Origin of the sequence: Alkalinema pantanalense CENA528 (assembly GCF_050753345.1) — a bacterium.
GTDB lineage: Bacteria > Cyanobacteriota > Cyanobacteriia > Leptolyngbyales > Leptolyngbyaceae > Alkalinema > Alkalinema pantanalense.
The window spans coordinates 84265-109887 of record NZ_JBLZFX010000007.1 but is presented as its reverse complement, the minus strand read 5'-3'; the positions used below and the strand labels follow the sequence as shown (position 1 = coordinate 109887).

Here is a 25623-nt window from a genome sequence, read left to right as displayed (position 1 = left end):
TGTACACTTTGCCCATACGATATTCCTACAAGAGTGGATTTCAGAACCAATCAGATCCTAAATCCATTCTCGCTCAAACTCACAAAATTAATCCTGACACTCCACTAGGCTTGTCACGAAGACGTTTAACTCCCCTGAAGTTTATACTATCTCTGACTTAGATTGGACTTAGATTTGACTCAGGCTTGAATGTGACTCGGACTGCCAATTTGACTCAGAGGCCGTGGATGGAGGGGCGATCGTAGATTCTCTGCTCAAGGATCGTCAGTGCTCTACGATACCTGTCCGGGGACAAAATCTTGCGATTCCTCATTGTTTCGTCCTTCGCGGAGCCATTGATTAGAGTCGTTTACGGATTAATTTACGGAGCAAGCAACGATGACCCGGATTCCCTATCCCTTACTACTCCGGTTCCAGGGCAGTCTTTTCGGGGCAGTTCTTGGAGAATTAATGGCAGCACAGCACTTTTGCCCCCAATCTCCCCCCCAGGATTTGGGACAATTGCCCCCAGCGTCTTCTCTGGGTCAACGGTTGATCCAGTCTACCCAGAATTTACTGGCAGTCAGAAGAGAAACCAACGACGATCGCCTGCTGGCTAGCCTTGATGCACTTTCCTCGGACTCGTCTTCGACTAATCCATATCCTGGCTTGAATGAGTCTTGGTTGCATCAGACTACTCATCCGCTCAACGTTGCAATCGGGTTGTTACCCTATTTGTTGTACGGCCATGAAAGTCCGAAGGCACTGAACCATACCCTGGAAACACTCATCCCCCATCTGAGTCCGCGGCATTGCTCCCTGCTGGGGCTGGTAGCAGGGGGACTGGCCCTTGCCCTCGGGGATCCCGGAAAACTCGCTGCCCCAGCCCAATCCCTGCAACCTTGGTTAACGGCGTTTCCTACCAGGACGGATTGGAAAGATTTCAGCACAGAATGGGGGGTCCAACAGTTCCATTTGCGGGCCTTGGAAGACTGGCTGACCCAGCAACGCAGTCTATATTTTGTGCAGCAATGGTTGCAGACCCGATCGCAGATTCCCGTGGAATTTCAGCAGGTTTTGCAGGTTCTTTATTGCTTCCTTGCAACGCCCGAGGATGTAATGACAACCATCAACCGGGCGATCCATCAATCCATATACCCAACGGAGAACTTAATCCTAGTTGGAGCCCTGGCAGGCGCGTTGGGTGGAGCTTACAATGGTGTGATGGGCTTCCCGATTGCATGGCGAAGAGGGACAACGGTTGCGGACTCAGGATTGGCAGACTTGGGACTAGAAAAACCGATGGGAGAAAACCAGGTGTTCTCGGAATCAGCTTGGAATGAGCACTTGAATGGGCACTGGTTGAATGGGTCCTTGAATGAGTATCAGTGTGAATTGTTGGCGATGCAGTTGCTGCTTGCTTGGGCGGGCGTTGATCCACAACTGCGATCGACCATGACCATTCCAGCGGTTACAGCGCCTCGGGCCTTGAATCTGCGATCGCGCAATCGACCTTAACCAAGAATGGATCATGATTTCGCTGTAATAATGGAGAGTGATTATTGTAGGCAACTTGGTGTAATTAGGGTTTGGCGTAATTGGGATTTGACGTAATTAGAATTTGACACAATTGAAATTGGCGTATGAGATTGGCGTAATGGGGGCTTTCTAAACGGTGATTTCCCGGACACCTTCATTGACCAGCCGTATTATGGCCAAGAGAATCGGTGAATTGCGATTTTGTCAGGATGCTTAGGAGGCTAGAGTTTGTCTAATAACTGTTGCAATTTACTGTCTCAATAGATTCCTATTTCCGGCAGCTTCCTATTCAAAAAAATGTAATGGTTTTCACCTATTTTTTACAGATACCTATCTTTTACAGATACGCTCTAGATTTAGCATAAGCTCAGCGGCTTCATTTCCCTTTTTAGTTTATGTTTTATTCAAAATTTAATTACTCATAAAACTTGATTATCTAAAGTTGAATCGTGCGCCCCAATTAATGACCTCAAAGATGAGTCAAAAATGGATATTTGTGAGCGAATAATTTCTGAATTCAATTTCAATGTAACGAAATTAAATAGTGTAGCGGAACCCCATACTTGTCTTGTGAATGGGTATTTAGGAATTTCTAGAGCAACATTAAGTTTACTGCGAATGCATCCCCGTTTTGCAAATTGGCCCTCATCTCCCAGCCCCTTCTCCCAAGATAGGAAGGTCAGACTTAAAATCCCTCTTCCGCTCTGGGAAAGGGATTTAGGATGAGGGCTACCAAAGTGGGGTGCACCCATTTACTGCAAATCAAGATGCCTCGATCGATGAGCGGAGATTGAAGAAACAACCCGACTTTTACTAGGAATCAGGCTGATTTCATAACGTTATTGATCAGGAACTTACTATGTCAAAACGTTTCGCTCAAGTTATTCGTCATCTTCATCCTCAGTTGTTTGGATTGATTGCGGTGACTTCATTGACCATTGCACTAGGACAACGATTTTATTCCCAGCCCCAACTTGCGATCGGGAAAACAGCGACCCAAACGATCATTGCCCCTACCGATGGAAGTGTGGAGGACACCGAAGCGACCGAAGCAAAGCAGCAACAGGCGCGTAAAGATGTCAATCGCTTTGTCATGATCGATCCGCAGGTGCAGGCGGCAACCCAACAGAAATTACAACGGATGTTTGAGCAAGGTAACCGCATTCGGAAATTAGCAGGGCCATTGCCTTATTTAAAAACGGCAGATTTTACGATCGCCATTCAACAATCTCTCCGCAAGTTAAGTGATGCTGAGTGGCAGGCGATTCAGACCGATATTCTCAAGCAATCCAAGGCGATCGGCAAAAACCCACAGCGCCTCAAACGATTGCAATTAACGGCTGGCAAAAATCCTGTTCAACAAAAAGTCATTCAAGCGATTCAAGCCTATCTCCGTCGCCAACCTTCTGCGGACTTTAGCCCATTTCTGCGCACTGTTCAAGAGAGCCGTCAAGCTTATCAAATTGCAATCTCAGCACTTCAAGATGCTACATTTGTTGATTCTAAATTCCAATTTGATCCGGCTTTGTTAGATTGGTCAGACTCTTCGTGGAAGCAGGTACAAGCCACGATTAGCAAAATTACCGATCGCATGTTGGCGCAGGGCATTTCTCCAGGATTGCCTGAAGAAAGCTTACGTCAGGCGATCGACTTACAAGTTCAAGGCGGCCTCCCGGCCAATACACAAACTACGGCTAAAAATCTGCTGCAATTGGCGCTCCAGCCAAATTTAGTTCCCGATGTTACCCGCATTCAGGCGGCGGCGGAAAAAAGTGCCAACGAAGTTCCGCCTCAGATGATTACCATTCGCAAAGATGCTGTGATCATCTACGGTGGTGAAAAAATCGAACGATCGCAGTTTTTACTCTTAGAGCATTTTGGCCTTAGTCAGCGGCGAACCAATTGGATTGGATTGCTGGTTTTTGGGGGTGGGATGGCCGTTGTGGTGATTAGTATTTCTCGGCTAATTCTTGCCTTAAGCCCCCAGTGGCGTCGTCGGGATGATGTGTTAGTCCTTTTGTTAGCACTCTCCACACCATTGCTAATTATGTTAAAAATTCCTGTCCCAAATTTATCAATGATTGGAATTTTAACGAGTACGTTTTATGGCTCACCCGTTGCAATTTTGATTACCGCAGGACTGGGTGGGCTGCTTCCGGTCGGGATGGTTTTAGGGCTTAAGCAATGGTTGCCGAGTCTGTTGGGGGGGCTGCTGGCCGCTATGGTGGCTGGGAAACTACGATCGCGGGAAGAGCAAGCATTGTTAGGTTTGTTGATTGGTTTGCTGCAAGGCATTGCCTACGGACTCATCGGTCTGGTGACGGGGGGGGTGAGTTATACCCTAGTCACGGAGATGGGAATGCAAGCACTATTAGGTGTCATTTGGAGCATTGCTGCGATCGGGCTGAGTCCCTACCTCGAACAATTTTTTGACCTCGCTCCCACCATTCGTCTACTGGAATTGGCTAATCCCAACCGACCGTTGCTCAAGCGCCTTGCAGCGGAAGCTCCCGGTACCTTTCAGCATACGATTTTTGTCGCCAATCTTGCGGAAGCGGCGGCCCGGGAATTGGGTTGTAATGTTGAATTGGTACGCACAGGAACGCTATACCATGACATTGGTAAAATGCATGATCCCATGGGCTTTATTGAAAATCAAATGGGTGGGGTCAATAAACATGATTTGATCGATGATCCTTGGGAAAGTGCGAAAATCATTAAAAAGCATGTCACTGAAGGTATTGTAATGGCGAAAAAAGCACGATTACCAAAAGCCGTTCGAGCCTTCATTCCAGAACATCAAGGAACCATGGCGATCGCCTATTTTCACTATCGCGCCCAGCAGAGAGCCCAACAGGATACGAGTAAGGTTATCAAGGATATTGATTTTTGCTATGACGGGCCTGCACCCCAGTCGCGGGAAACGGGAATTGTGATGCTGGCGGATTCCTGTGAGGCGGCGCTACGATCGCTTAAAGACGCCACTCCGGAAGTTGCCAACAATATGATTCAAAAAATTCTTCGCGCTCGGTGGCAAGACGGACAACTCGCGAACTCTAACCTGTCGCGGGAGGATCTTTCCCAAATTGGCAAAATTTTTCTACAGGTTTGGCAACAATCTAACCATCAACGAATTAGTTATCCGAAGTAATTATGAGGATAGGAAAGACAACGCTGCGTTGAGATCGGTGTTGAGAGTATTAAGTTCGATAAAAAGTCAATGGAAAAACGCTATGCTAAGTCGAATTGAAATTATTAAAGCAGATATTACCCAACTAAAAGTGGATGCCATTGTCAATGCAGCAAAAACGTCTTTATTGGGCGGTGGGGGCGTGGATGGTGCAATTCACAGAGCTGCAGGGCCAGCACTACTGGCAGAATGCCGATCGCTGGGCGGCTGCAAAACGGGACAGGCTAAAATCACGCGGGGATATAACTTACCTGCGCAATGGATTATTCATACCGTTGGGCCTGTCTGGCAGGGGGGCACCCAAGGGGAATCAGCCTTATTAGCATCCTGTTATCAACATTCGTTGGCGCTAGCGGTGGAACAGCAGGTCAAAACGATCGCCTTTCCGGCCATTAGCTGTGGGGTGTATGGTTATCCGATCGATCAGGCCACACAAATCGCGATCGCGGAAACAATCCAGTTCTTAGAGGCGAATTCCACGATCGAGCAAGTTGTATTCACCTGTTTTTCCGAGGAGATGTATCAAGCGTATTGGCAAGCCGTGAATTCTTGATTCTAAAAACCGAAATTTTCTGAAAACCTCGGTTTTTAGAAAAGACCTTTACTCCGTAGCCTCCAAGGCGCGATCGCGTTCCATCATGCTGACGTGTAGAAGCTTCAAGAGTTGTACCTGTTGCTTATTATTAAGCAATCTACTGCACATTAAGTACTAATCTCAAACTGCAATGCGGGCAACAGAATTAACTAGAAACGTCCGTATCTGTTCAACAATCCCAGTCCTGAGATAAATCAAATCATTTTGCTGATCCCATATCAACAGGTGATCCAGATTACCTGTGTTTATTAATTTCTCAAATTCTGCTCGATGCACTTTGGCACGTTTCCCTAGTGGTTTATGAGCAAACGAATGTCTGATATGGCGGTATGCGAGATATTCATCTAAAGCGCCATGCTTTTTTTTGATCTCATCGATTGAGAAATAGTCCTCAAAAATTGCAAACAGATAAACAATTGCCAATCCCTGAGTCAATTGTTCAAGAGCATCTTGTAGGTCATCAAGTTGAGCAGAATCAGCGAGGTTGCCAGCATAACGACTGGCACTTAATAAATAGCCAAATTCACGAGAGTTAAGTTGGGAAAGTGCATCTACTGCATCATCAAATCGGCTCATCTAAAGCTCCTAATGTGATCTAAAATTGCTACACTTTTTGCTGTCGCATCACCTCGGCAACTAGCCCTGGATTTTGTTTAGTAAAAATCCAACTCTTTAGGTATTCAAATAATGCGTCTGTACAAGCAAGGAAAGCATCAGCTAGTTCTATCCAAAGATCATCCTCTAGTTGATCATCAGTTGGCCCAATGACAATCATCAGTTCTCCTTCTGCACTCGGCTGCCAAACAGAAAACATATGCCTCTCTGAAAGATGAATGAAGCCAGAGGTTGCTGTGTATACGCGAGGCATCCAATCGTATTGTTTGCCAAGAGTTTCGACTAGATAACGATCCGTCATGAGCTGCCCGGAGCGGTCTTTGAGATTTCTGACCGGGACACCCATCAAGATGCTTTGGGCGAAGTCATGAGGATGCTCGACTATAAACGCAGCAAAGAAACGTAAGCATGTATCCAGTTGTAGTCTTACGAGGGTTGCTGCAGATAAATAGTTTTTGCTCTTAACAAGACAAGCAAAGCCAGCACATAATGACATAGAACGCTTGAAAGCTGCTTGAGCAAGCAAGTCTACTCCGAAGATTTTTCCACTATCAGCCTGCATCATCTCTGTGAGATATTTTAGATGTAGAGCTTCTAAACTCTCTATATGGTTGATTCGTTCGGCAAGAATAGAATTCACTGTAGACTCTAACTTTGGATGAAATGAACGCTAGTCAACTTAATAAGCTCAGTTACCAATGGAGCACACTGGCTTCAGTATAGCTATTCTTACCCATTTAATGTCTCTGCTGATGACGATAAGGAACAGCAGCTTGAGCTTTCTTCTATTTTTCTTGTCATAGAAGGTGCCCGCAGATTAGTCAACTCCAGTGAAATCTGCGGGACTGCTGCACCTCAGGCTTCACCAACGCCGCTGCAACACACTCACCCATTCCCCATCCACACCGGGAACCGGCATAGGTTTACCCCAATACACCCGATCGACAAACCCCATCGTATGCAATCGATTAATGATTGACTCCACCGTATTTTTTGTGCCAAAAAGCTGGAGTCGATAGTATGGGTGCAACTGTTCGATCGAGAGATCGGAGCGATCACTAGAACCTTTCGCCATAATTGAGCTTCTCCTATTGTGCATTGGAAGAAAGCCCAAAAACTTAGAGCCACCCCGTTTGACATCACAAACAAGAGTGGCTCGGTCAGATGCTAAAATCCTCATCAAGCCGCCTTGCTGCTGAACCAGCGAGGGGGAATAGCTACTTGGGGTTGTGCCATCAATCCCGAGTAGTGCCCTAAATTCCTGGGAACCCAGCGACCCCACGCTTCATGCCAACCTGTCAACTCAAAGAAGGATGTCCATGGCGATCGCTATGGCAAGTAAGCTTACGAAGAAACCAGAGATAAGTCAACCCTAGTGATAAAAATTATAAATTCATGTCCAATGCTGAGATTGAAACCCACCTTGCCAACCTTGAACGAGAAGTTGCCCACATGAAATCCCAACTCCCCCCCCACAAAACAGCTTATTAAACCTTGGCGACAAGAAATCCTCGAAAGCTTCGCCGATGCCCCCAACTACGATGAAGCCATGCACCTCGGCAAACAATACCGCGAATCCCTAAGTGCCATCCTCGAAAGTAACACTGCTGAATCCCTAGGGAAACCAGATCGACAATCCTAAACCCAACACAAACAAACTACGATCGACCTTGCAAAATCCACAACTTAGCCTGACCCAAAAGCCTAGGAACGATCGTTTATAATCGAAACATAGTCCCTCTGCTAATAGAAACCTATGAGCACCCCAAACACCCAGCCAGCCACCCCAACCCTCGAACACCGGGTCTCCCAACTAGAAACCGAACTCGCCCAAATCAAACAACTCCTCCAACCCAGCCTTCACCCCTGGTGGCAAAATGTCTTCGGCACCTTTGCCGATTGTCCCGCCTTCGACGAAATGGAACGCCTCGGCCAAGCATGGCGTAACTCATCTCCTGATTCCTTAGAACCTACCCAACCCGAATAATGTACCTGCTGGATACCGATCATCTCAGCCTCATCCAACGCGGCTCATCCCTTGGCCAAACCCTCCTCACCCGCCTCATCGCAACCAATCAACCCTTCGCCACAACGATCGTCACCTACGAAGAACAATCGCGGGGTTGGCTTGCCTACCTTTCCAACGCCAAGACGAGCGATGCACAGGTTATCGCCTATGGCTTCCTCCAAAACCATACCCTTCACTATCGCGAGATCGACCTTCTGCCCTTTTCCACCGCCGCCGCCCAAATCCACCAAAACCTCCGGCAATCCTATCTCCGCCTAGGCAACAACGATTTGAAAATTGCTGCTATCACGATCGCCCATCAAGCCACCCTCCTCACGCGCAACACCAAAGACTTCGGTCAAATTCAAACCCTCACCCTTGAAGATTGGACAATTTAACCATTCTTAAACCACCCGATCGTCGTCAACCTTCAAAAGAAAACCCTTTGTGAAATCTGAAAACTTATTATCAAATACATAAGGCAACACGATCGACAATCCTAAACCCAACACAAACAAACGACGATCGACAGCATTAATTCATCTTGGGTCCCATCACACCTTCACCCCAAACAACACGGGTGCTTAATGATACAAGAAAAATTCAAAAAATACGGATTGACAACGACCCTGGTTTATCCGTAGGCTTGTTTCTCATAGCAACGCCCTGCCAGCTCCGTTCACCCTTGGGGACATGGCATGAAGTCCGTCCAGAAGACACGGCATCCAGCATGGAGTTGCTAGGTTCCCGAAAATTTAGAGCGCTACCCCGATTTGCTGACTACAACGCGGGGCAGCTAATCCCCCAAGCTGTTGAGACCAGCGAGGAGGCTTGTCGAGAATTTTAACATTCGATCGAGCCACCCTTGTTTCTGATATCAAACAGGGGTGGCTCTAGGTTTTGGAGCAACTTCCCTCCAGATAACTTTGTGCAAACCCAACTTTCAGTTTTAGGGTTGTTAGCCGACCAACACGCTAACAGCACATTTTTCCAAACCTGAATGAATGGATATCCCATGAAAAACAATGCAAAAAATCGGCTTTTTGACATTCTAAAAAGTCTAGGTTGCCCTGAAGACTGTGTCCACTTTCAAACCACCCAAACCGTCGTCCCACCCACCCCTGAAAATATGACGATCTTGCACACTACGATCGCAACCGTCACCTTTGCCGACGGACGGGTCATTCAAGCCACAGGACAGGGCTACCGGAGAGCAGAATCTGAAATTGCCGCCTGCGCCACTGCCATGAAAACGCTGCGAGCCACCTACCCAGATCTGCTTATCAATTGGCCGCGAATCTTTGTAGAAGCTCAAGCAGGCGACACCTTGATCAAATTAGGCGTCTTTACTTGCGCCGCATTTAAAACCGCTAGCGACAAAGCCAAAAAACTACAAACCGTCGAATCAGACGTCCATTTAGCCCAAGTCTTTGAGCAGTGGAAAGCCAACGGAGATCCAGATTTAGCCATGTTCGGTGAACAGTTAAGCGAAAAACGCAAAGCAACATTAGTTGAAGCCCTCTTATGGCGGCGTTATCAAAGTCACGTCATGACTGCGGATGCATCGCTGCAACTCAATTCCCTGCTCCAAACCCTGCAATAAAGCAACACAACTCCATGCTACCCGTCCGTCCCCCACAAACCCGATCGCTCCTCTCCAACGACGGAATCCGCCTCGATGCCGACATCTACACCCCCGATCGCCCCGGTGACTTTCCCGTCCTGCTGATGCGCCAACCCTACGGACGCGCGATCGCCTCCACCGTCGTCTATGCCCATCCCGCTTGGTACGCCGCCCACGGCTACATTGTGGTAATCCAAGACGTGCGCGGACGGGGCAGTTCCGAAGGCGAATTTCGGCTCTTTGCCTCAGAAATCAGCGACGGAGAAGCCAGCGTTCACTGGGCCGCCAACCTGCCCCAAAGCAACGGCAGCGTCGGCATGTACGGCTTCTCCTACCAAGGCATGACCCAACTCTACGCAGCAGTCAATCGCCCCGCCCCCCTGAAAGCCCTCTGCCCCGCCATGCTGGCCAATGACCTCTACGCCGATTGGGCCTACGAAGGCGACGCCTTTTGCCTACAAGCCAACCTGGGCTGGGCCATCCAACTGGCAGCAGAAACCGCCCGCCGATTGGGAAACGAAGCCGCCTTCCTACGCCTACGCCAAGCCGCCCAACACCTGCCGCTGCAAGATTCCATCCCCGCCAATCCCGAACTCCTGCAACACCTTGCCCCCGACTCGTTCTACCACGACTGGCTCCACCGTCCCTCCAACGATTCCTACTGGGCCACCCTCTCCCCCAAAACCTACCACGATCGCGTTGCCGATCTCCCCATGCTACACATCGGCGGCTGGTTCGATCCCTACCTGCGCGGCACCTTGAATTTGTATCAAGCCCTAGCCGATCGGCAACAAGCTCCCCAACACCTGATCATCGGGCCTTGGGCGCATTTACCCTGGGGCCGCAAAACAGGAATCATTGACTACGGCAACGCTGCGGTGAGTCCCGTCGATCGATTACAAATTCGCTGGTTCGATTACTGGCTCAAAGGCATCGACAACGGAATCACCATCGAGCACCCTGTGCAATTATTCGCCATGGGCAGCAACACTTGGCAATCCCTAAAACAACTACCCACCAGCTTTACGCACCCACCTACCCATCCACCCTCCCACCCTCCTACCCTCCTACACCTCCACCCCACCGGCCTAGCGTCCATGTCCGCCCCGCTAGCAGCCCAGCCCCCAACAACCGCACCAACCCCCGATCGCCTCGTCCACGACCCTTGGCGACCCGTTCCCGCAATTGGAGGCCATGCCAGTGCCCCTGCTGGCGTTTTCGATCGGGCCAGTCTCGACGATCGTAGCGACGTACTCACCTACACCACGGAACCCTGCACGGAACCCTGGCACCTACGCGGCACCCCGATCGTTCACCTCACCGTGGACAGCGATGCCGTCAGCTTTGACCTCTGCGCCGTGCTTTCCCAGGTATTACCCAACGGTCAGGTGCTGCCGATCGCCCAAGGGTATCGTCGTGTGCAGCCCTCGCCTGAGCAAGCGATCGAGTCCCCTATTACCCTTGCCATTCCCCTACAAGCGACCTATATTCAAATTCCAGCCGATGCAGCCCTGCGATTAAGCATCAGTGCCGCCTGTTTCCCTGCCTATCCCGTCAATCCCGGCACTGGAACACTACCCGCCGCCGCCCGCACGATCGACGCGCAAATTATCACCCTCCAAATCCACGCTGGCTCAGTGCAGTTCGATCGTTCGATCGTTACCGAGGAGTCCCCAAAAACGCCCTAAGGGAGCAGCGCATCAATAAAATCCCAATTGGGTAGGGGTAGGAGAGTAAAAGGGTAGGAGGGTAGGGGAATGAAGAGGGGATATTATTTCTTTGCAAATCCCTAAAACTCCTCCGGCACCAACTGCCCTGCCTTCACGTAGAGAATCTGGGAAGAGTCTAGCCACTGCGCATCAAATCCACCCAGATGAGTCGTAGTGATAATCGTTTGAAAGCGATCTTGAATCGTTTCCAACAACTGATTCTGCCGGATCAGATCCAACTCCGCCAACACATCATCCAACAGTAACAAAGGCGGCTCACCAATCACATCCTCGATCAATTGCAACTCCGCTAACTTCAACGCCAAAACCAACGTGCGCTGCTGACCCTGGGAACCGTACTGACGCGCCGGAGTTTGATTAATCGTAAATTCAATATCATCCCGGTGCGGCCCCACCAGCGTTGTCCCCTGGTGAAACTCCGCCACACTGCGCGATCGAATCTTCTCCAAAAACGCCTGTTGCAGAACCTCCGGGCTATCTTCTAGCAGTTCCACATTGGGCGCATACCGCAGCGTTAACGCCTCCGTACTGGCGCTGATGGCCCGGTGCCATGCCTCCGCCAAGGGAATCAACCGCTGAATCACCCGCGCCCGCCGCCGAATCACCCGCGTCCCCGCCACCGCCAACTGAGCATCCCACAGAGACAAACTCGAAGCTTCTAAATCACTAGAAGAATTGCTAGGAGAATTCGCCAATAAATCACTAGAAGAATCCCGATCGAATAAATTTGAGGGCCGATCGGTGTCCCGTTTGAAATTCTTCAGCAGGGCATTCCGTTGGCGCAAAACTTGGTTGTACTGCTGCAACACATGGGCATAAATCGGCTCCAACTGCACCAGCAACCCATCCACCCAATGGCGACGGCACTCCGGCCCACCCCGTACCAAATCCAGATCCAAACTGGAAAACTGCACCATATTCAGCGTGCCCAGGAAATCCACCTGCCGCCGCATTGCCACCCCATTCAACGCCACCGATCGCCGTCCATTGGCCCGCAGCGTCAACGACAATTCCAAATCTCCACTCGTTTCCCGCTGCAACTGTCCGACGATCTGCGCCGCCGCCGCATCGGTCTGAATCAAATCCCGATCGCGGCTGGTGCGGTGGGATTTCAACGCCGACAACAATTCCACCGCTTCCAATAAATTCGACTTGCCTTGGGCGTTCTGTCCCAGCAAAATCGTCTTGGCCGCCGTAAACTCCACAGACTGCTCAGTGTAATTCCGAAAATGGCGTAGGTTCAGCGATCGCAGATACATACCGTCAACCAGAGCAGCAGGCAACAGGAAATGTTAACGCATAAAGCCATGCCATTGCAAGAAAAAAGCGGTTTCCATCAGAGCAAACGGGCATTGCTGAATAACACTATGATTTCGTCAGATGGGGGATAAAGCCACAAGGCTCTCACCAACTGTTTTATGGCCCGGTTCAGCAACGCCGACAAACGCATCTAAATTAATCAGAAAATATCAGTAGTGCCTGAAGCTATGAGTAACACTATTAGGAATAAGGTTATTCTCAATCATACTCCATTCCTGCTGGCTTTCTCAATAAGGCAGGCAAAATGGCTACCTATTGACATGATGCATTTGCCCTAGTGTAATCATGCTTATGCCAGCATCAAGCAGTATCGTTTGGTCTCGGATATTTACCGTAATTGTGGAACTGATTTCGATAACCGCTTAATGCTGGATACAGCAGGTTTGTGGAACTGGTATCTCGATGCAGTATAAATCGGTAACGCGATTGGCAAACCCTGTCCCAGAGACGGTTTTATTTCCCAACAACTCTAATGGAGCGATCGTAGAGCACACATCTGTAAACCAATGGGAGTCTCAACTAGAGTCGCCTCAATATGAAAAACCTCCCGTAAATTAGCGGGTGTTAAAACCTCCATGGAAGCACCGATCGCCCATAAACAGCCCTCTTTGAGTAAAGCAATACGATCGCTATATCGTGCTGCTAAATTCAATTCATGCAATACCGTTACCACAGTCAGTTGATGGTCTTGATTCAGTTGGCGTATTAACTCTAGCAATTCCAACTGGTAGTGAATATCCAAGTAAGTAGTTGGCTCATCCAGTAGTAAAACCTTCGGTTGCTGGGCTAGCGCCAACGCCAAAAATGCCCGTTGACGCTCACCCCCAGAGAGTTCTTCCACAGATCGATCGCGGTAGTGAGCTAACTGCGTTTGGATTAGAGACCGATCAACGATCTCACGATCATCTCCATTTAATTCCCACTGCCACCATTCCTGATGGGGCGTTCGGCCTAAAGCGACTAACTGCTCTACCGTTAGTCCTTCCGGCACTGTTTGCTGTTGCGGCAGCATTGCCAACTGTCGTGCAACCTGTTTCGCCGGTTGATGGTGAATTGATTTACCATCCAGTAAAACAATGCCACCTTGCGGCTGCAATACCCGACTGAGCAATCGCAATAAAGTTGATTTTCCAGAACCATTTGCCCCCACAAGACTCAGCCATTCGCCTTGCTGGAGTTCCAGAAAAATATCTTTAACGATCGGTTCCGCCGTGTAGCCCCCCGATATTTTCTGCACTTCTAGGATTGGCCGTGAAATTGGGCTTGATTGCGAACTTGTAAAAGTCATGATAAAGCCCCCTGTCTACGACGATACAGGAGCCAAATAAAGAGTGGCGAACCGAGCAATGCGGTCACCGCACCCACTGGGAACTCGATCGCCCCCAATCGACACAGCAAATCTGAAAGCGTTAAGACCAACGCTCCAATAATGCCACTCAAGGGCAATAGCCAACGATAATCATTACCCACTAATAAACGCACTCCATGGGGAACCACTAATCCCACAAAACCAATTAATCCCGCCATACTCACTGCGCTGGCCGCCAGCAAGCTAGCAATCGCTCCAATCAACATCCGCGATCGCACCAAGTTTACACCTAAACTGATCGCCATTTCATTCCCAAGATTGAGCAAATTAATCGTTTTACCCAAAAGACAACCGATGATTAACGCGATCGCAACATAGGGGGCAACCAGATTAATTTCTGGCCAGCCGCGCCCATTCAGACTGCCAATCAACCAGTTCAAAACCGTTTGTACACGCCCCTCTTCGGCAAACAGAATCATCACCGTTTGCGTAGCCCCAAAGAGAGAACTAATCGCCACGCCAGCTAGGATCAAGCGCTCATTAACAATTCGCCCAGCCCGATAGCCCAAGGCATATACTGCAATCGCAGCCATTAACGCCCCACTCCAAGCCCCAATCGGAACAAATAGCGGCATTTTTAGCACTGTGATTAAGAGCACCGCTACCAATCCAGCCCCCGATGAAATCCCCAAAACAAAGGCATCCGCCAGGCTATTTCGCAACATTCCCTGAAGCATTGCACCAGACATTCCCAAGGCAGCCCCCACTAACACCCCCGCCACAATCCGAGGAATTCGCAAATCCCAAACGATCGTTTGCATCATGCCATCTCCTTGTCGTAGCAATGCCTGATACAGTTCCCATAAACTCAACTGAACTGCTCCTTGGGAAAGGGATAGCAAAATTGCTGCGATTAAGGCGATGACACCACCCAATAAAATGCCTAGGGATTGATGCGAGATCGCTGGGGTAGGTGACTTTTGTAGTGATTGGGGATGCGATCGAGATGAGTTTAATAAGGGCATGGGGTACTAGAGAAAAAACTTCTAACCAGACTGAAGTTGTAACCAGACTGCTAGGGCTTTGCTGCTTGGCGTAGCTGGGCTGTGACTGCCTCTACTGTATCAACGCTAGTAGGACTAATCAAGCCATCATGGTGAAAAATGTAAACTTGATTATTCTTCGCCGCTTTTAGATCTTTCCAGAAAGGTAAGGTTGTAATTTCTTCGGGTCTTTGCCGCACACCACCGCCCTCAATGAGAAAAATCTTGTCGGGATTCATTTCTAAAATCTTTTCCTGGGAAAGGGTAAGATAGCCCTGAAAACGGCCATTCGCAGGGAAATCAGCCACTATATTGCGATAGCCGAATTTGCTGAGTAAATCGCCAGCCCAGCTTTGTTTATTTGGGGAAGATGTGGGTTGGATACCTGCAATGACTAGAACGGATTGACCATTTTGCGGTGGATTAGTGATGTAGCTTTGATATTTTTGCAAAATCGGCATGGGATCAGCCCCCATCAGATCGGCAATTGACTTCGTCGCAATTTCCAAATCTTGCCAACTGCTAGTTCTCAAGGGCAAGACGTCAATCCCTGTTTGTTTCAGTTTATCTAACAACTGCCCCTGTATTACATCAGAGCCAATGACCAGATCAGGTTTCAATGCAATGATTTTTTCCAGATTCATGGCCGATCGCTCCCCCACTCTTGGTATATCCTTGAATCGCGCATCTTTATCAATGTAGCTTCCACTAGGGACACCCACTAACTTACTGGCATTCAACCGATGGACTAAATCGGCCCCCAAGGGTAACAGAGCCACAATCCGCTTAGCCGAAGGCTTACGATCGCTCAATGTAGTTGCAGTTGGCGGATTATTCGAAACCATCGGAGCTTGGGTGCAACCGATTAAGCTGACACCCAAAAGTACAACAATACCGCCATAGATCACAGAATTTTTCATACCATTTCCCTCACTAAAATTGCCAATTTAAGCCAACCGAAAGATTGCGACCTGCTTGCCCCGATCTCCCCCGTTGAGCTTCAAAGACGCGGGAATTCGTATCGATCGAACGGACATCAGAATACTGGTAATACTCAATATCAAACAAGTTATACAATCCTAGGGTAATGCCTAGTTGGGGCGTGATGTTGTAGTAGCCACGCACATCTACCAATGTATAGGCAGGTGGTTCATAGGGATTCACAAGCACGGGGGAAGCATTGCTAAAGGTTTGGCTGGCTATACTGATGAAGTTAGCTTGTTCCCTCGCCTTAGCTACAAAAGTTGTGGTCAATTCCACACCCCAACGATCGGCCCTATCTTGATAGCCTAGCCCAACAACCAGTTTCAAGGGTTCGACCGTGGATAAGGGCTGATCGTTACTCAAATCATTACCATACTGCCAACCGAAAGCTCCCCGTAGATACAAACCACCGGGATTAGGACTAAAGCGATAAGCACCTTTGACTTCCAGACCGTAGATTTCTACTTTGGGAATATTGGTACTTTGAATAATCTGAAACGGGACGCCAAAACTAATGTCATTGAAGTCAAAACCGACAAACCTATTGGCCTCAATGAAATCCTGATAGCGGTTATAGAAACCTGTCACATCAAAGTCGAATTGCTTCGATCGGGTCTTGATCCCCAGTTCAAAATTATTTGCTGTTTCTGATGTCAAATCGGGATTGGGAATGCCCTTATGGGGTCTGACCGGAATATCTGCCCGGAAGGACGTATTGAGTTCGCTGTACAGTGGTGGCCGAAAACCACGGGAATAGCGCCCAAACAACATGACATTTGCATTCGGTTGGTAAATCAGCCCCAAACTTGGTGAGAAATTCGTATCGGCAAATTCTACTGGCTGCTCTCGCTTTTGCAAATATTCAGGATTTGCTTCAACGCTTAAACGGTAGGAATCAAACCGTAGCCCCGGCATCAGTTTTACTTTACCTTGATTAAAGCTCAGTTCATTTTGGGCGAAAATGCTCACGCGCAGGGTGTTACTGTCCGGATAATCTTTTCGAGGATAGCCAATTTGCGGAATCCGAGTACCCCGGATAATATCAAAGCGATCGTCATTTCGCTCGTTATAACTATTCGAGGCTTCCAGACCATAGATCAGCTTACTATCCAATGTTCCCAGCTTGAAATTACTACGGAACTTCAGACTCCCGCCGATCGACCGTTCAATAAATTCCTTTTCAGCCTGATCCTGCGTAATCCTGCCACGGGTTAAAACTGTTCGATCGCTCTCCTCATTCACTTCTACATCTTGGTAGTAAATCTGCACTTTGGCCGATTGTAACCAGCCGGGATCTTTTGAGTTATCAAAACTGTAGCCGAGACTGATCCGTTTACGATCGGTACGACGTTCTTCAAATAAATTCTGTGTCGATCCTTCAAACACCATACCGGGTAAGTTGGCAGTGGAAAATCGACTGTCCACTTCATCCACAAAACTTTCCCCAGTCCAGTCAAGCCGACTTTTAGAATTCAATTGATAGCCAAACTTTACGAGGAAATTATTGCGTTCCCTGACTGCATTATCGCGAAATCGTTCATCCTTAATCCGAAAGTCACCGCCATCACGCCTAGTATAAATAAATAACAAATCCCCTGCCCCAAATCGATTGGCTTGGGTAAAGGTTCCAGAAAAAGTATTATCACTGCCACTATATAGGCCACGTAAATTCGTGTAGAAGTCCTTGCCAATGCGATCGAGCAAGTTCTTCGCTGTCGCCGTTTCAAACAAAACTGTTCCACCTAATGCCGCGCTATCAGTTTCTCCCGCCGATGTTCCCCGGAAAATCGTCAGCGCATTCAGCGTTTCCAAATCCACATAATCTCGCCCCAACCGCGTCACCCCAAAGCTAAAACTATCGGGCAAGCGAATCCCATCCACTCGCAAATCCACCCGATTGGCATCCACTCCCCGAATATTAATCCCCTGCCCCCCCCCGCGATTATCCGACGGCACAGATATCCCCGGTTCATAGCGCAGCAAATCCCGCACCGTCCCCCCTGCTGCTTGCGAATATCTTCAATCGTTAGGGTTGTTTGATTCCCCGGCACAGGCGCAGCTTGATTTTCCTGCTCTGCTGTAATGGTCACTTCTTCTTCCGCTACATCGACCTCAAGCGTTTGTGAGATCGCCCCAGACATGATCCCCACTTGGACTCCAACCACACTGCTTAGACTACCAACCACCCCCCAATAACGCCCCAAAGCCCAGCTTGCCGAACGATTCATAACTCAATCCCTGAAATACATACCTTCAATCCAACAAGAATGATAATCATTCTCACGTCAGGTTGTCAAATCACAGATTGCTATTGATTCAATGCTCTAGGGAACCTAGGATTGCAAAGCTAGGATTTCCCGTTGCAGCTTTTTACAGGCTTGTTCGATCGCGCCGATACTCCCAGCATTGACCAGCCCATAGTAGTCAAATGTATAGACTTGATTTTCTTTCACAGCCCTCAAATCTTTCCAAAACGCTGCTGATTTAAACTTCTCAATCCCTTCACCCGTGTCAACAACGATCAAAATATCAGGGTTGGCTTGCAGAATCTTTTCGGGTGAAAGGCTTACATAGCCACGCATAGGACTATCCTGTTGTAGGTCAGCCGTGACATTCTTGAGACCAAATTGTTGTAGCAGATCCCCCGTCCAGCTTTGCTTATTGGGAGTCATAATTGGCTGATCGCCTGCGAGCACTAAGACGGATTTGCTGGAATTACCTTTGCGAATAAAGCTTTGATAGGACTGGAGGAGTGGATTGGGGTCAACCCCGATCGCTGCGGCCAGTTGGCGGGTCACCGCCTCCAAGGATTGCCAAGAATCCACTTCCGTCGCCAAGGTAGCAATACCACTATTGCCAAGCTGCTGAAGGACTTGGTCATGAAACCCTTGAGATCCGATGACGAGATCGGGTTTGAGCGCTAAAATTTTTTCCAGATTGGGTGGGGTACGGCCTTCCGCCACACGGGTCATTTGGGCAAATTCGGGATTTTGGTTGAGCAGGCGGCTACCTGTAATGCCAACTAATTTAGTTTTGTCCAAACGGTGAATGATGTCAGCGGAAAGAGAACTGAGGGCGACTACTCGCTTAGCTTGGGAGATCGGCGCTGTTGGGCTGGCGACCTTACCTGTTGGGGGAACAACACTATTAGCCTCGTCACGGGTTGTATTATTCGCCTGGTTAACGGATGAAGCACAACCGTTTAACATAAGGCTCAGCACGATCATCACAATCCCAGCTTTACAGGAAAGAGTCGTTAGTTGCATCCTAGAATTCTCCTAAAAACTAAAGCTGAAGTTAGCTGCAAATGTAATACCCGGTTGCGCAAATAAACCCAATAAGGGATCGCTGGCCGCTAATCCACGGGTGCTGCTACGAAGGAAATATTGGGTATTGAATAAATTGTAAACACCAACATTCAAACTAGCATTAGGATTGAATTTATAAAACGCTGTCCAATCAACAGTGGTATAAGCATCAGCCACAAAAGGATTGGGTAAATCGCTAGTTTTAGGTAAACGGGGACGACCTGCAAACGTGGCACTCAATTCCGTCCCCCAGCGATCGCCCTCCTCGCGATAACGTAACCCAACAACCGCTTTGACAGGATCGATCGACGCTAAAGGTCGCGCATCCCCAGATGCCCTTAAATCATCACCAACGGTATAACCAATGCTACCTAACAGACTAAATCCACCCCCCAGCTTGGCTTCTGCCCTACCTTCCAAGCCCCAAATTCGCACTTTTTCAATATTCACAGTTTGGAAACTACCGACAGCTAATCCTGGAGTGGGAATGACACGCCCAAAGGTATTAATAAAGTTACGATAGGTATTGTAAAAACCACTCACTCCAAATTTGAACTGTTGATAATTTCCCCGTAAACCGACTTCGAAACCATCGCTACTTTCTGCTTCCAAGTTGGGATTAGGAATCGCCCGGTAGATGCCAGGATTCGTAAAAGCGGGATTAATATCAACTGAAGTAGGCGCACGAAATCCTTTGGCATACTGGGCAAAAATGACGGTCTCAGGATTTAATTTATAGACCAAACCAAGACGGGGAGATAGGGCTGAATCCCGAAAGCGACCTGTTTGAAACGAACCAGCAGCTTGGCGAAATAGGCTATCCTCTTCGGGTTGCAGTTCGTAGGCATCAAAGCGAATTCCAGGAATAATCGTGAGATTACCAGCGGTAATTTCATCCTGGATATATAGCCCCAGCTTAAAATTGCGAGTATCCGCAAAATCCTTCACAGGGAACAGATCTGGCCCCACTTGTTTAGTGATCGCACCATTCAAGAGATTCGTTTGAGAACCATCACGAATTCGTACATTCTGAGTACTGGAAACATCTAATCCATAGACCAAACGATGGCTCAACGCACCCGTTTTAAAGTTGCTTTCTAGCAGTAGGTCACCACCGAGGGTGTACTGGCCATAGAGGGATTGCCGATCGCGGCGCTGGTTAGGTGTTCCTGAGAGGGGATTCAGAGTGCGGCGAAGCTCCTGTGCTGTTTCGATCGTCTCAGCCGATTGGTAATAGATTTGAGATCGCAGCGTTTGGAAAAAGAGATTACTACTAGGATTGCGAAATTCATAACTGAGACTAAAGCGATCGCGACGATTTTGATCATCAGCCAAAAAGCTCGCTGTACTGACTCGATTAGCAATACCAACGGAAGATAAAACCTCAGTCTCAAAATCCCGCCGCAGAAATTCTCCAGTCAGTTTGAAGGTATTGAATTGATCGGGTTTATAGGCAACTTTCAGCAACCAATTTTGGGATTTACTGACCTCTGGATTGGGGCTAGTGTCACTACGAATGGTCGTTTCTTGGAAATTACGATTGGTATAAATCGCCAAAACCTCCGCCTGGGCAAGGCGTCCCGCAGCGGTCACCGTTTGGCTCAAGCCTTGATTCGCGGAATCATAACCTAGCTTGACCCCAAGAAATGCATCATCTCCTATCTCTGTCAAAAAATCACTGGGATCTTTCGTTAGGAATGTCACCACCCCCCCAATCGCATCACTACCATAGAGCGTCGAAGCCGAGCCTCGAATAATTTCCACTCGTTTTAATGCATCAGGATCGATCCCATCGCGCCCAACCCGCGTTGAACCAAAACTAAAGGATTCCGGCTGGCGAATCCCATCCACTTGAATCAAAACACGATTGCCTTCAAGGCCGCGAATATTAAAATCCTGGAATCCATATCGGCGAGGATCACGCGCCGCAGAAACTCCCGGCTCGTAGCGTATCAAGTCTTCTAAGGTGTTGACTAGCCCTCGATCGATATCTTCTACTTCAATCACCGTGATACTAGACGGCGATTCCTGCGTCGTCCGTTCTGTCCGAGTCCCGGTAATCGTAATTTCTTCTTCATCTTCTTCGAGAGAAACCTGCTGTGCAACTGGAGCCTGCTGTGCAACTAAGGCTTCCGCCGTGGTCAGCACTTGAGGTCGATCTCTCAAACGAGATGGTACAAATGTTTCTGCATTGACTGGAATGGCAATTAGCAACAGATATGTGAAAAACAAACAGTTTACGAAAACAGGATTACCAGGAATGCGGTTGTAGCGCATATCTGTTCAGGAATAAAGTTCAATTATATTGAGCTTAGCTGGAGTTTTAATGCAAGTCAATAGCAATAAAATCTCAAAAATATGTAGCATAATACTGAATAAAGTCAGTATTATGCTACACCCACTGCCTGAAGATACGGCATCATAACCGACCCAAAAGCTTCTAAACTAAGGACATCAGATTGACGCCCCAAGCATTAGAATGACCAATCTAGGCTTGGCACAATTTATTGCAATTATTTCTTAATAACTATGACTAAAAATCCCGAATAACCCAAGTTGCTAGTTAAGTGGTTGCTAGTTAGGAGGGATAGCCGGAGCAAGCCAATTGAAGCGCTATGAACAATTAGCCAAGATTTTGGCATCAAGGGAATTTGGAGGAGGATATTGAAGCGGTGTATGGCGTGGTGGTTGAGGCGGGGGAGCAAAGAGGGCAAAGGTTGTTCAGTGCAACCGAAGCGCTGAATTGTTGAACGGACTTGGGCATGGCTAGAAAATGGTCGTGCCCTGACATGAGACGATGAACAACTACCAGAGAATCATGAGGGCATGGTCTATGTTGCAATGATTCGATTGATGCTACTGTGACTAGAAAACAATTGCAGGCAGTGGAAAAAAGAAACGGCTTAACCTTCTTTTACAAACACTCTCTTAGATATCGCGTTCCTCGAAGATGCCTGCCCCATCCGCAAAGATTATGCCCCTGAAAATCTAGTGGTGGTTCGGCAGATCGCCTTGAACTTACTTTTCCAATAAACCTCCTTCAAGCTGGGCATTAAGAACAAACGCTTGCAAGCGGTTTGGGATGAGGACTACTTACTGAAGGTGTTACTCTAAGAATTTGAGTTGAGACTAAATGCAAATTCCCACTATTAGTAGCGTATTATCCTGAATATAATCCTCTACCTATAGTGCATTTCTTGAATTAGTCTAAACTCCAGTAATTAAAATGCGTTTGCCCTGCGGTTTCCTGGCTGGAAGCCGCAGGGCATCAATCGGGTGACATCCTTGCACGGTAGCTGGAAAGGTCGGAGATGCCTCTGCCTCAGCAGTTCCAACTAACGATGCTTAGCCGCATTACGGACAAATTTCTCCAGTTCAATCCACACAAACATCAACATACTGACACCTACACAAATCATGAGTTCAGTCAAATTAATGTAGTGGGTACCAAAGAAGTTACGCAGCGGAACGACATAAATCAATGCCAATTGCAATAGCGTCGTTAATACCACCGAACCCAGCACGTAGGGATTAGACCAAGGATTGAGCTGAATCGAGAGCTGCGTATTCGATCGAATCGCCATGGCGTGCCCCATCTGCGCTAAACAGAGGGTCGTAAAGACCATCGTCTTCCAGCGATCGGCATCTAGTCCAGCAGCAGGATTGGCGGTTTGCTCGGTATAGCCCACCGCCCAGACCATTAACGAAATCGTCAAAATCGCTAGGACAATCCCAATCCGCAGCATGTAAGCCCCTAACCCGCGAGCAAAAATGCTTTCCCGAGGGTTATTGGGCGGACGACGCATGACATTGGGTTCTGCGGGTTCCACCGCCAAAGCCAAGGCGGGTAGACCATCGGTTACCAGGTTCATCCAAAGAATTTGCAACGGCGACAACGGCACACCGCCGATGCCCAACAAGGGTGTTGCCGCGATCGTAATCACTTCCCCAATGTTGGAACCCAGGATGTATTTAATAAAACGGCGAATGTTGCTGTAAACGACGCGGCCTTCTTCTGTCGCTGCGACGATCGTGGCAAAGTTATCATCCAGCAACACCATATCGCTGGCTTCTTTACTCACATCGGTTCCCGTAATCCCCATAGCAATCCCGATGTCGGCTTGCTTCAACGCAGGTGCATCGTTGACGCCATCCCCCGTCATCGCCGCAATTTTGCCTTGCCGCTGAATCGCTTTAACAATCCGCAGTTTATGTTCCGGTGCAACACGGGCATAGACACTAATGTCATCGACAATACCTTCCAGATCCGCCTGACTCATTTTCTCCAGTTCGCGCCCGGTCACCACCGGATCGCCCGGTTGGGAAATCCCCAAATCCTCCGCGATCGCTTGGGCAGTCAATTGGTGGTCACCCGTGATCATCACAGGACGAATGCCAGCGGTCAAACAGCGATCGACGGCATCCTTCACCTCAGGGCGTGGCGCATCCAGCATGTCCACTAAGCCCAACCAAACCAATTCCCGTTCGGTGGCTTCATCACTGCCTTCCTGCGGAAGCGTGGCCAACGGACGATAGGCAAAGCCCAGTACTCGCAGCCCCCGCGATGCGAGGTAATTATTGCGTTGAAGAATTTGATCCCGTTGGGTAGGAGATAAATCCTGCACCGTATCCCCCACTTGAATCTGCGCACACCGTTCCAGAATCAGTTCCGGGGAACCTTTGGTGAACATCAGGTAGGGTTGGGACAGAACACCCGTTTCCGCTTGTAGCAAGCCTGTAGCATCCTGGACAATCACGCTCATGCGTTTGCGCTCAGAGGAAAAGGGAAACTCCCCGACCCGAGGCAATTTCGCGTTCCACTGATCCGCTTCAAATCCGGCCTTAGCCGCAACCACCACCAACGCCCCTTCCGTGGGGTCGCCCAGAATCGACCAATTGCCACCCTCATTCTGCAAAACTGAGTCGTTACAGAGGGTGCAGGCTAGGAGCAGGGCGCGTAATTCCGCCGACTCCATGGGCTGAAGCAGTTGCCCGGATTGGGAAAATTGGCCCTTGGGAATGTACCCTTCTCCGGTGACTTTGGGCGTGAGGGATGCGGTGTGCAATCCCTGTACCACCATTTTGTTTTGGGTGAGAGTACCGGTTTTGTCGGTACAGATGGTGGTAACGGAACCGAGGGTTTCCACGGCGGGCAATTTGCGGATCAGGGCGTTGCGGCGCACCATACGCTGGGTCCCGATCGCCAGGGTCACGGTAATTACAGCGGGCAAACCTTCGGGAACCACAGCCACGGCCATGGAAAGGGAGACGTTGACCAGTTCCTTAAAGAAATCAATGAACGACTTATCAAAGGCAATCCGACCGCTGGTGAACCAATGGTTACCCACCCCCACCAAAATAATCAAACCGACCAGCGCCAAGGAACCCGTCACCAGCGCTTGGCTGAGTTGATCCATGCGTTGTTGCAGGGGTGTCGGTTCCGATTCCACCGATTGCAGCATGGTGGCAATTTTGCCCAATTCGGTGTTCATCCCGGTTTGGGTAACGACGATCGTGCCCCGACCTTGCAGAACTTCTGTACCTTGGTAAACGCTATTGAGCCGATCTCCTAAGGGAGAATCTTCCGGAAGCACGAGAGCAGCGCGTTTGTTGACGGCTTGGGCTTCTCCGGTCAGGGCCGACTCACGGATTTGCAGGTTCGCCCCTTCCAGCAAGCGGCCATCCGCTGAAACCTGTACCCCGGCTTCCACCTGCATGATGTCACCGGGCACTAACTCCTTGGAGTCAATTTCCGAAAGCTTACCATCCCGCAGGACGCGCACCTGGGGCGAAGACAGTTGTTTGAGGGCGGCTAATGCTTTTTCTGCACGGCTTTCCTGGAGGTAGCCTAGGACCCCGTTGAGGATGACGATCGCCATGATTGCGATCGTGTCTTTAAAGGGCACATCCCCATCCTTAGGCGCAACCACATCCATGATGCCGGAAATGACAGCCACGCCGATCAGCATGATCAGCATGATGTTTTTGAACTGATCGAGCAAGATTTCCCAGGTACTTCTGCCTGCGGTTTCTTCCAGTTCGTTAGGGCCGAATTTAATCTGGCGATCCTGCACCTGCTGATTGGACAGACCGTTGGCCCGATCGGTTTGCAGGAGTTCTACCGCGCGATCGGCCTCTAGCGTATGCCATGCCGACTCAAACTGGGGAGATAACTTTGCAGACATAGGAAAACTGTATCAGAGACGAATGGTATAGCACTTAATCATAGTGTTTAATGCCCCAAAATAGCACTATTTTTTAGTGTGGATTTGCAAAAAATCCGCTATTCTTGAGAACTATTAAGGCACTTAACTCAAACGCTTAACTCAGAACAACGATTCTCAGACAACCGATGACCATGGCTGGTAATCGTGACTAA

The 25623-nt window shown here is 48.9% G+C and carries 18 protein-coding genes; 7 read left to right on the top strand and 11 right to left on the bottom strand.

The features are described from left to right. The first annotated feature begins 378 nt into the window (after window positions 1–378). The 3 genes from ACN4EG_RS04310 to ACN4EG_RS04300 all read left to right on the top strand — a co-directional run bounded on the left by ACN4EG_RS04310 (window position 379) and on the right by ACN4EG_RS04300 (window position 5261). The gene (locus ACN4EG_RS04310; RefSeq protein WP_431627972.1) at window positions 379–1497 is read left to right on the top strand and encodes a hypothetical protein; all 1119 of its coding nucleotides are present in this window, start codon (window positions 379–381) and stop codon (window positions 1495–1497) included. Between the two features lie 880 nt (window positions 1498–2377). Beyond that, window positions 2378–4669, top strand: coding sequence for an HD family phosphohydrolase (locus ACN4EG_RS04305; RefSeq protein WP_431627970.1), 2292 nt, complete (start codon window positions 2378–2380; stop codon window positions 4667–4669). 82 nt (window positions 4670–4751) lie between these two features. Next, window positions 4752–5261 carry an O-acetyl-ADP-ribose deacetylase gene (locus tag ACN4EG_RS04300; protein WP_431627969.1) on the top strand — a complete coding sequence of 170 codons (510 nt, stop codon included), beginning with the start codon at window positions 4752–4754 and terminating at the stop codon, window positions 5259–5261. Window positions 5262–5423: 162 nt separating this feature from the next. Here ACN4EG_RS04300 and ACN4EG_RS04295 read toward each other — a convergent pair whose 3' ends face one another. The 3 genes from ACN4EG_RS04295 to ACN4EG_RS04285 all read right to left on the bottom strand — a co-directional run bounded on the left by ACN4EG_RS04295 (window position 5424) and on the right by ACN4EG_RS04285 (window position 6993). Then, window positions 5424–5879: a hypothetical protein gene (locus ACN4EG_RS04295; RefSeq protein WP_431627968.1), complete on the bottom strand. Its 456-nt coding sequence runs from the start codon at window positions 5877–5879 to the stop codon at window positions 5424–5426. A 28-nt stretch (window positions 5880–5907) separates the two neighbouring features. Beyond that, window positions 5908–6558, bottom strand: coding sequence for a hypothetical protein (locus ACN4EG_RS04290; protein WP_431627967.1), 651 nt, complete (start codon window positions 6556–6558; stop codon window positions 5908–5910). 222 nt (window positions 6559–6780) lie between these two features. Then, the gene (locus tag ACN4EG_RS04285) at window positions 6781–6993 is read right to left on the bottom strand and encodes a hypothetical protein (RefSeq protein WP_431627966.1); all 213 of its coding nucleotides are present in this window, start codon (window positions 6991–6993) and stop codon (window positions 6781–6783) included. Between the two features lie 681 nt (window positions 6994–7674). Between ACN4EG_RS04285 and ACN4EG_RS04280 the strand changes: the two genes are divergently transcribed. The 4 genes from ACN4EG_RS04280 (at window position 7675) to ACN4EG_RS04265 (ending at window position 11238) form a co-directional block, all read left to right on the top strand. After that, complete coding sequence (locus ACN4EG_RS04280) at window positions 7675–7905, top strand: hypothetical protein (RefSeq protein WP_431627965.1); 231 nt, start codon at window positions 7675–7677, stop codon at window positions 7903–7905. Further along, on the top strand, window positions 7905–8324 hold the full coding sequence (locus ACN4EG_RS04275; RefSeq protein ID WP_431627964.1) for a type II toxin-antitoxin system VapC family toxin: 420 nt from the start codon (window positions 7905–7907) through the stop codon (window positions 8322–8324). Before ACN4EG_RS04280 ends, ACN4EG_RS04275 begins: the two co-directional genes overlap by 1 nt. A 617-nt stretch (window positions 8325–8941) precedes the next feature. After that, window positions 8942–9529, top strand: coding sequence for a hypothetical protein (locus tag ACN4EG_RS04270; RefSeq protein ID WP_431627963.1), 588 nt, complete (start codon window positions 8942–8944; stop codon window positions 9527–9529). A gap of 14 nt (window positions 9530–9543) precedes the next feature. After that, the gene (locus ACN4EG_RS04265) at window positions 9544–11238 is read left to right on the top strand and encodes a CocE/NonD family hydrolase (RefSeq protein ID WP_431627962.1); all 1695 of its coding nucleotides are present in this window, start codon (window positions 9544–9546) and stop codon (window positions 11236–11238) included. Between the two features lie 101 nt (window positions 11239–11339). Here ACN4EG_RS04265 and recF read toward each other — a convergent pair whose 3' ends face one another. The 8 genes from recF to ACN4EG_RS04225 form a co-directional block, all read right to left on the bottom strand. Then, complete coding sequence (recF, locus tag ACN4EG_RS04260) at window positions 11340–12539, bottom strand: DNA replication/repair protein RecF (RefSeq protein WP_431627961.1); 1200 nt, start codon at window positions 12537–12539, stop codon at window positions 11340–11342. Window positions 12540–13069: 530 nt separating this feature from the next. Then, complete coding sequence (locus tag ACN4EG_RS04255; RefSeq protein WP_431627960.1) at window positions 13070–13888, bottom strand: ABC transporter ATP-binding protein; 819 nt, start codon at window positions 13886–13888, stop codon at window positions 13070–13072. Next, on the bottom strand, window positions 13885–14934 hold the full coding sequence (locus ACN4EG_RS04250) for a FecCD family ABC transporter permease (protein ID WP_431627959.1): 1050 nt from the start codon (window positions 14932–14934) through the stop codon (window positions 13885–13887). Before ACN4EG_RS04250 ends, ACN4EG_RS04255 begins: the two co-directional genes overlap by 4 nt. Window positions 14935–14984: 50 nt before the next feature. Beyond that, window positions 14985–15872: an ABC transporter substrate-binding protein gene (locus ACN4EG_RS04245; protein ID WP_431627958.1), complete on the bottom strand. Its 888-nt coding sequence runs from the start codon at window positions 15870–15872 to the stop codon at window positions 14985–14987. Window positions 15873–15885: 13 nt separating this feature from the next. Continuing rightward, the gene (locus ACN4EG_RS04240; protein WP_431627957.1) at window positions 15886–17928 is read right to left on the bottom strand and encodes a TonB-dependent hemoglobin/transferrin/lactoferrin family receptor; all 2043 of its coding nucleotides are present in this window, start codon (window positions 17926–17928) and stop codon (window positions 15886–15888) included. A gap of 341 nt (window positions 17929–18269) precedes the next feature. Continuing rightward, window positions 18270–19202 (bottom strand): ABC transporter substrate-binding protein, encoded by a 933-nt coding sequence (locus tag ACN4EG_RS04235; protein WP_431627955.1) that lies wholly within the window; start codon window positions 19200–19202, stop codon window positions 18270–18272. A gap of 12 nt (window positions 19203–19214) precedes the next feature. After that, window positions 19215–21476 (bottom strand): TonB-dependent hemoglobin/transferrin/lactoferrin family receptor, encoded by a 2262-nt coding sequence (locus tag ACN4EG_RS04230; protein ID WP_431627954.1) that lies wholly within the window; start codon window positions 21474–21476, stop codon window positions 19215–19217. 1103 nt (window positions 21477–22579) lie between these two features. After that, complete coding sequence (locus ACN4EG_RS04225; RefSeq protein ID WP_431627953.1) at window positions 22580–25429, bottom strand: cation-translocating P-type ATPase; 2850 nt, start codon at window positions 25427–25429, stop codon at window positions 22580–22582. Window positions 25430–25623 lie beyond the last annotated feature (194 nt).

What these genes read in the sequence shown, in the direction of transcription:
- ACN4EG_RS04285 (WP_431627966.1), bottom strand. Translation starts at nt 6,993, where the DNA reads ATGGCGAAAGGTTCTAGTGATCGCTCCGATCTCTCGATCGAACAGTTG.
- ACN4EG_RS04265 (WP_431627962.1), top strand. Translation starts at nt 9,544, where the DNA reads ATGCTACCCGTCCGTCCCCCACAAACCCGATCGCTCCTCTCCAACGAC.
- ACN4EG_RS04310 (WP_431627972.1), top strand. Translation starts at nt 379, where the DNA reads ATGACCCGGATTCCCTATCCCTTACTACTCCGGTTCCAGGGCAGTCTT.
- recF (WP_431627961.1), bottom strand. Translation starts at nt 12,539, where the DNA reads ATGTATCTGCGATCGCTGAACCTACGCCATTTTCGGAATTACACTGAG.
- ACN4EG_RS04255 (WP_431627960.1), bottom strand. Translation starts at nt 13,888, where the DNA reads ATGACTTTTACAAGTTCGCAATCAAGCCCAATTTCACGGCCAATCCTA.
- ACN4EG_RS04300 (WP_431627969.1), top strand. Translation starts at nt 4,752, where the DNA reads ATGCTAAGTCGAATTGAAATTATTAAAGCAGATATTACCCAACTAAAA.
- ACN4EG_RS04280 (WP_431627965.1), top strand. Translation starts at nt 7,675, where the DNA reads ATGAGCACCCCAAACACCCAGCCAGCCACCCCAACCCTCGAACACCGG.
- ACN4EG_RS04305 (WP_431627970.1), top strand. Translation starts at nt 2,378, where the DNA reads ATGTCAAAACGTTTCGCTCAAGTTATTCGTCATCTTCATCCTCAGTTG.
- ACN4EG_RS04275 (WP_431627964.1), top strand. Translation starts at nt 7,905, where the DNA reads ATGTACCTGCTGGATACCGATCATCTCAGCCTCATCCAACGCGGCTCA.
- ACN4EG_RS04250 (WP_431627959.1), bottom strand. Translation starts at nt 14,934, where the DNA reads ATGCCCTTATTAAACTCATCTCGATCGCATCCCCAATCACTACAAAAG.
- ACN4EG_RS04295 (WP_431627968.1), bottom strand. Translation starts at nt 5,879, where the DNA reads ATGAGCCGATTTGATGATGCAGTAGATGCACTTTCCCAACTTAACTCT.
- ACN4EG_RS04270 (WP_431627963.1), top strand. Translation starts at nt 8,942, where the DNA reads ATGAAAAACAATGCAAAAAATCGGCTTTTTGACATTCTAAAAAGTCTA.
- ACN4EG_RS04225 (WP_431627953.1), bottom strand. Translation starts at nt 25,429, where the DNA reads ATGTCTGCAAAGTTATCTCCCCAGTTTGAGTCGGCATGGCATACGCTA.
- ACN4EG_RS04235 (WP_431627955.1), bottom strand. Translation starts at nt 19,202, where the DNA reads ATGCAACTAACGACTCTTTCCTGTAAAGCTGGGATTGTGATGATCGTG.
- ACN4EG_RS04245 (WP_431627958.1), bottom strand. Translation starts at nt 15,872, where the DNA reads ATGAAAAATTCTGTGATCTATGGCGGTATTGTTGTACTTTTGGGTGTC.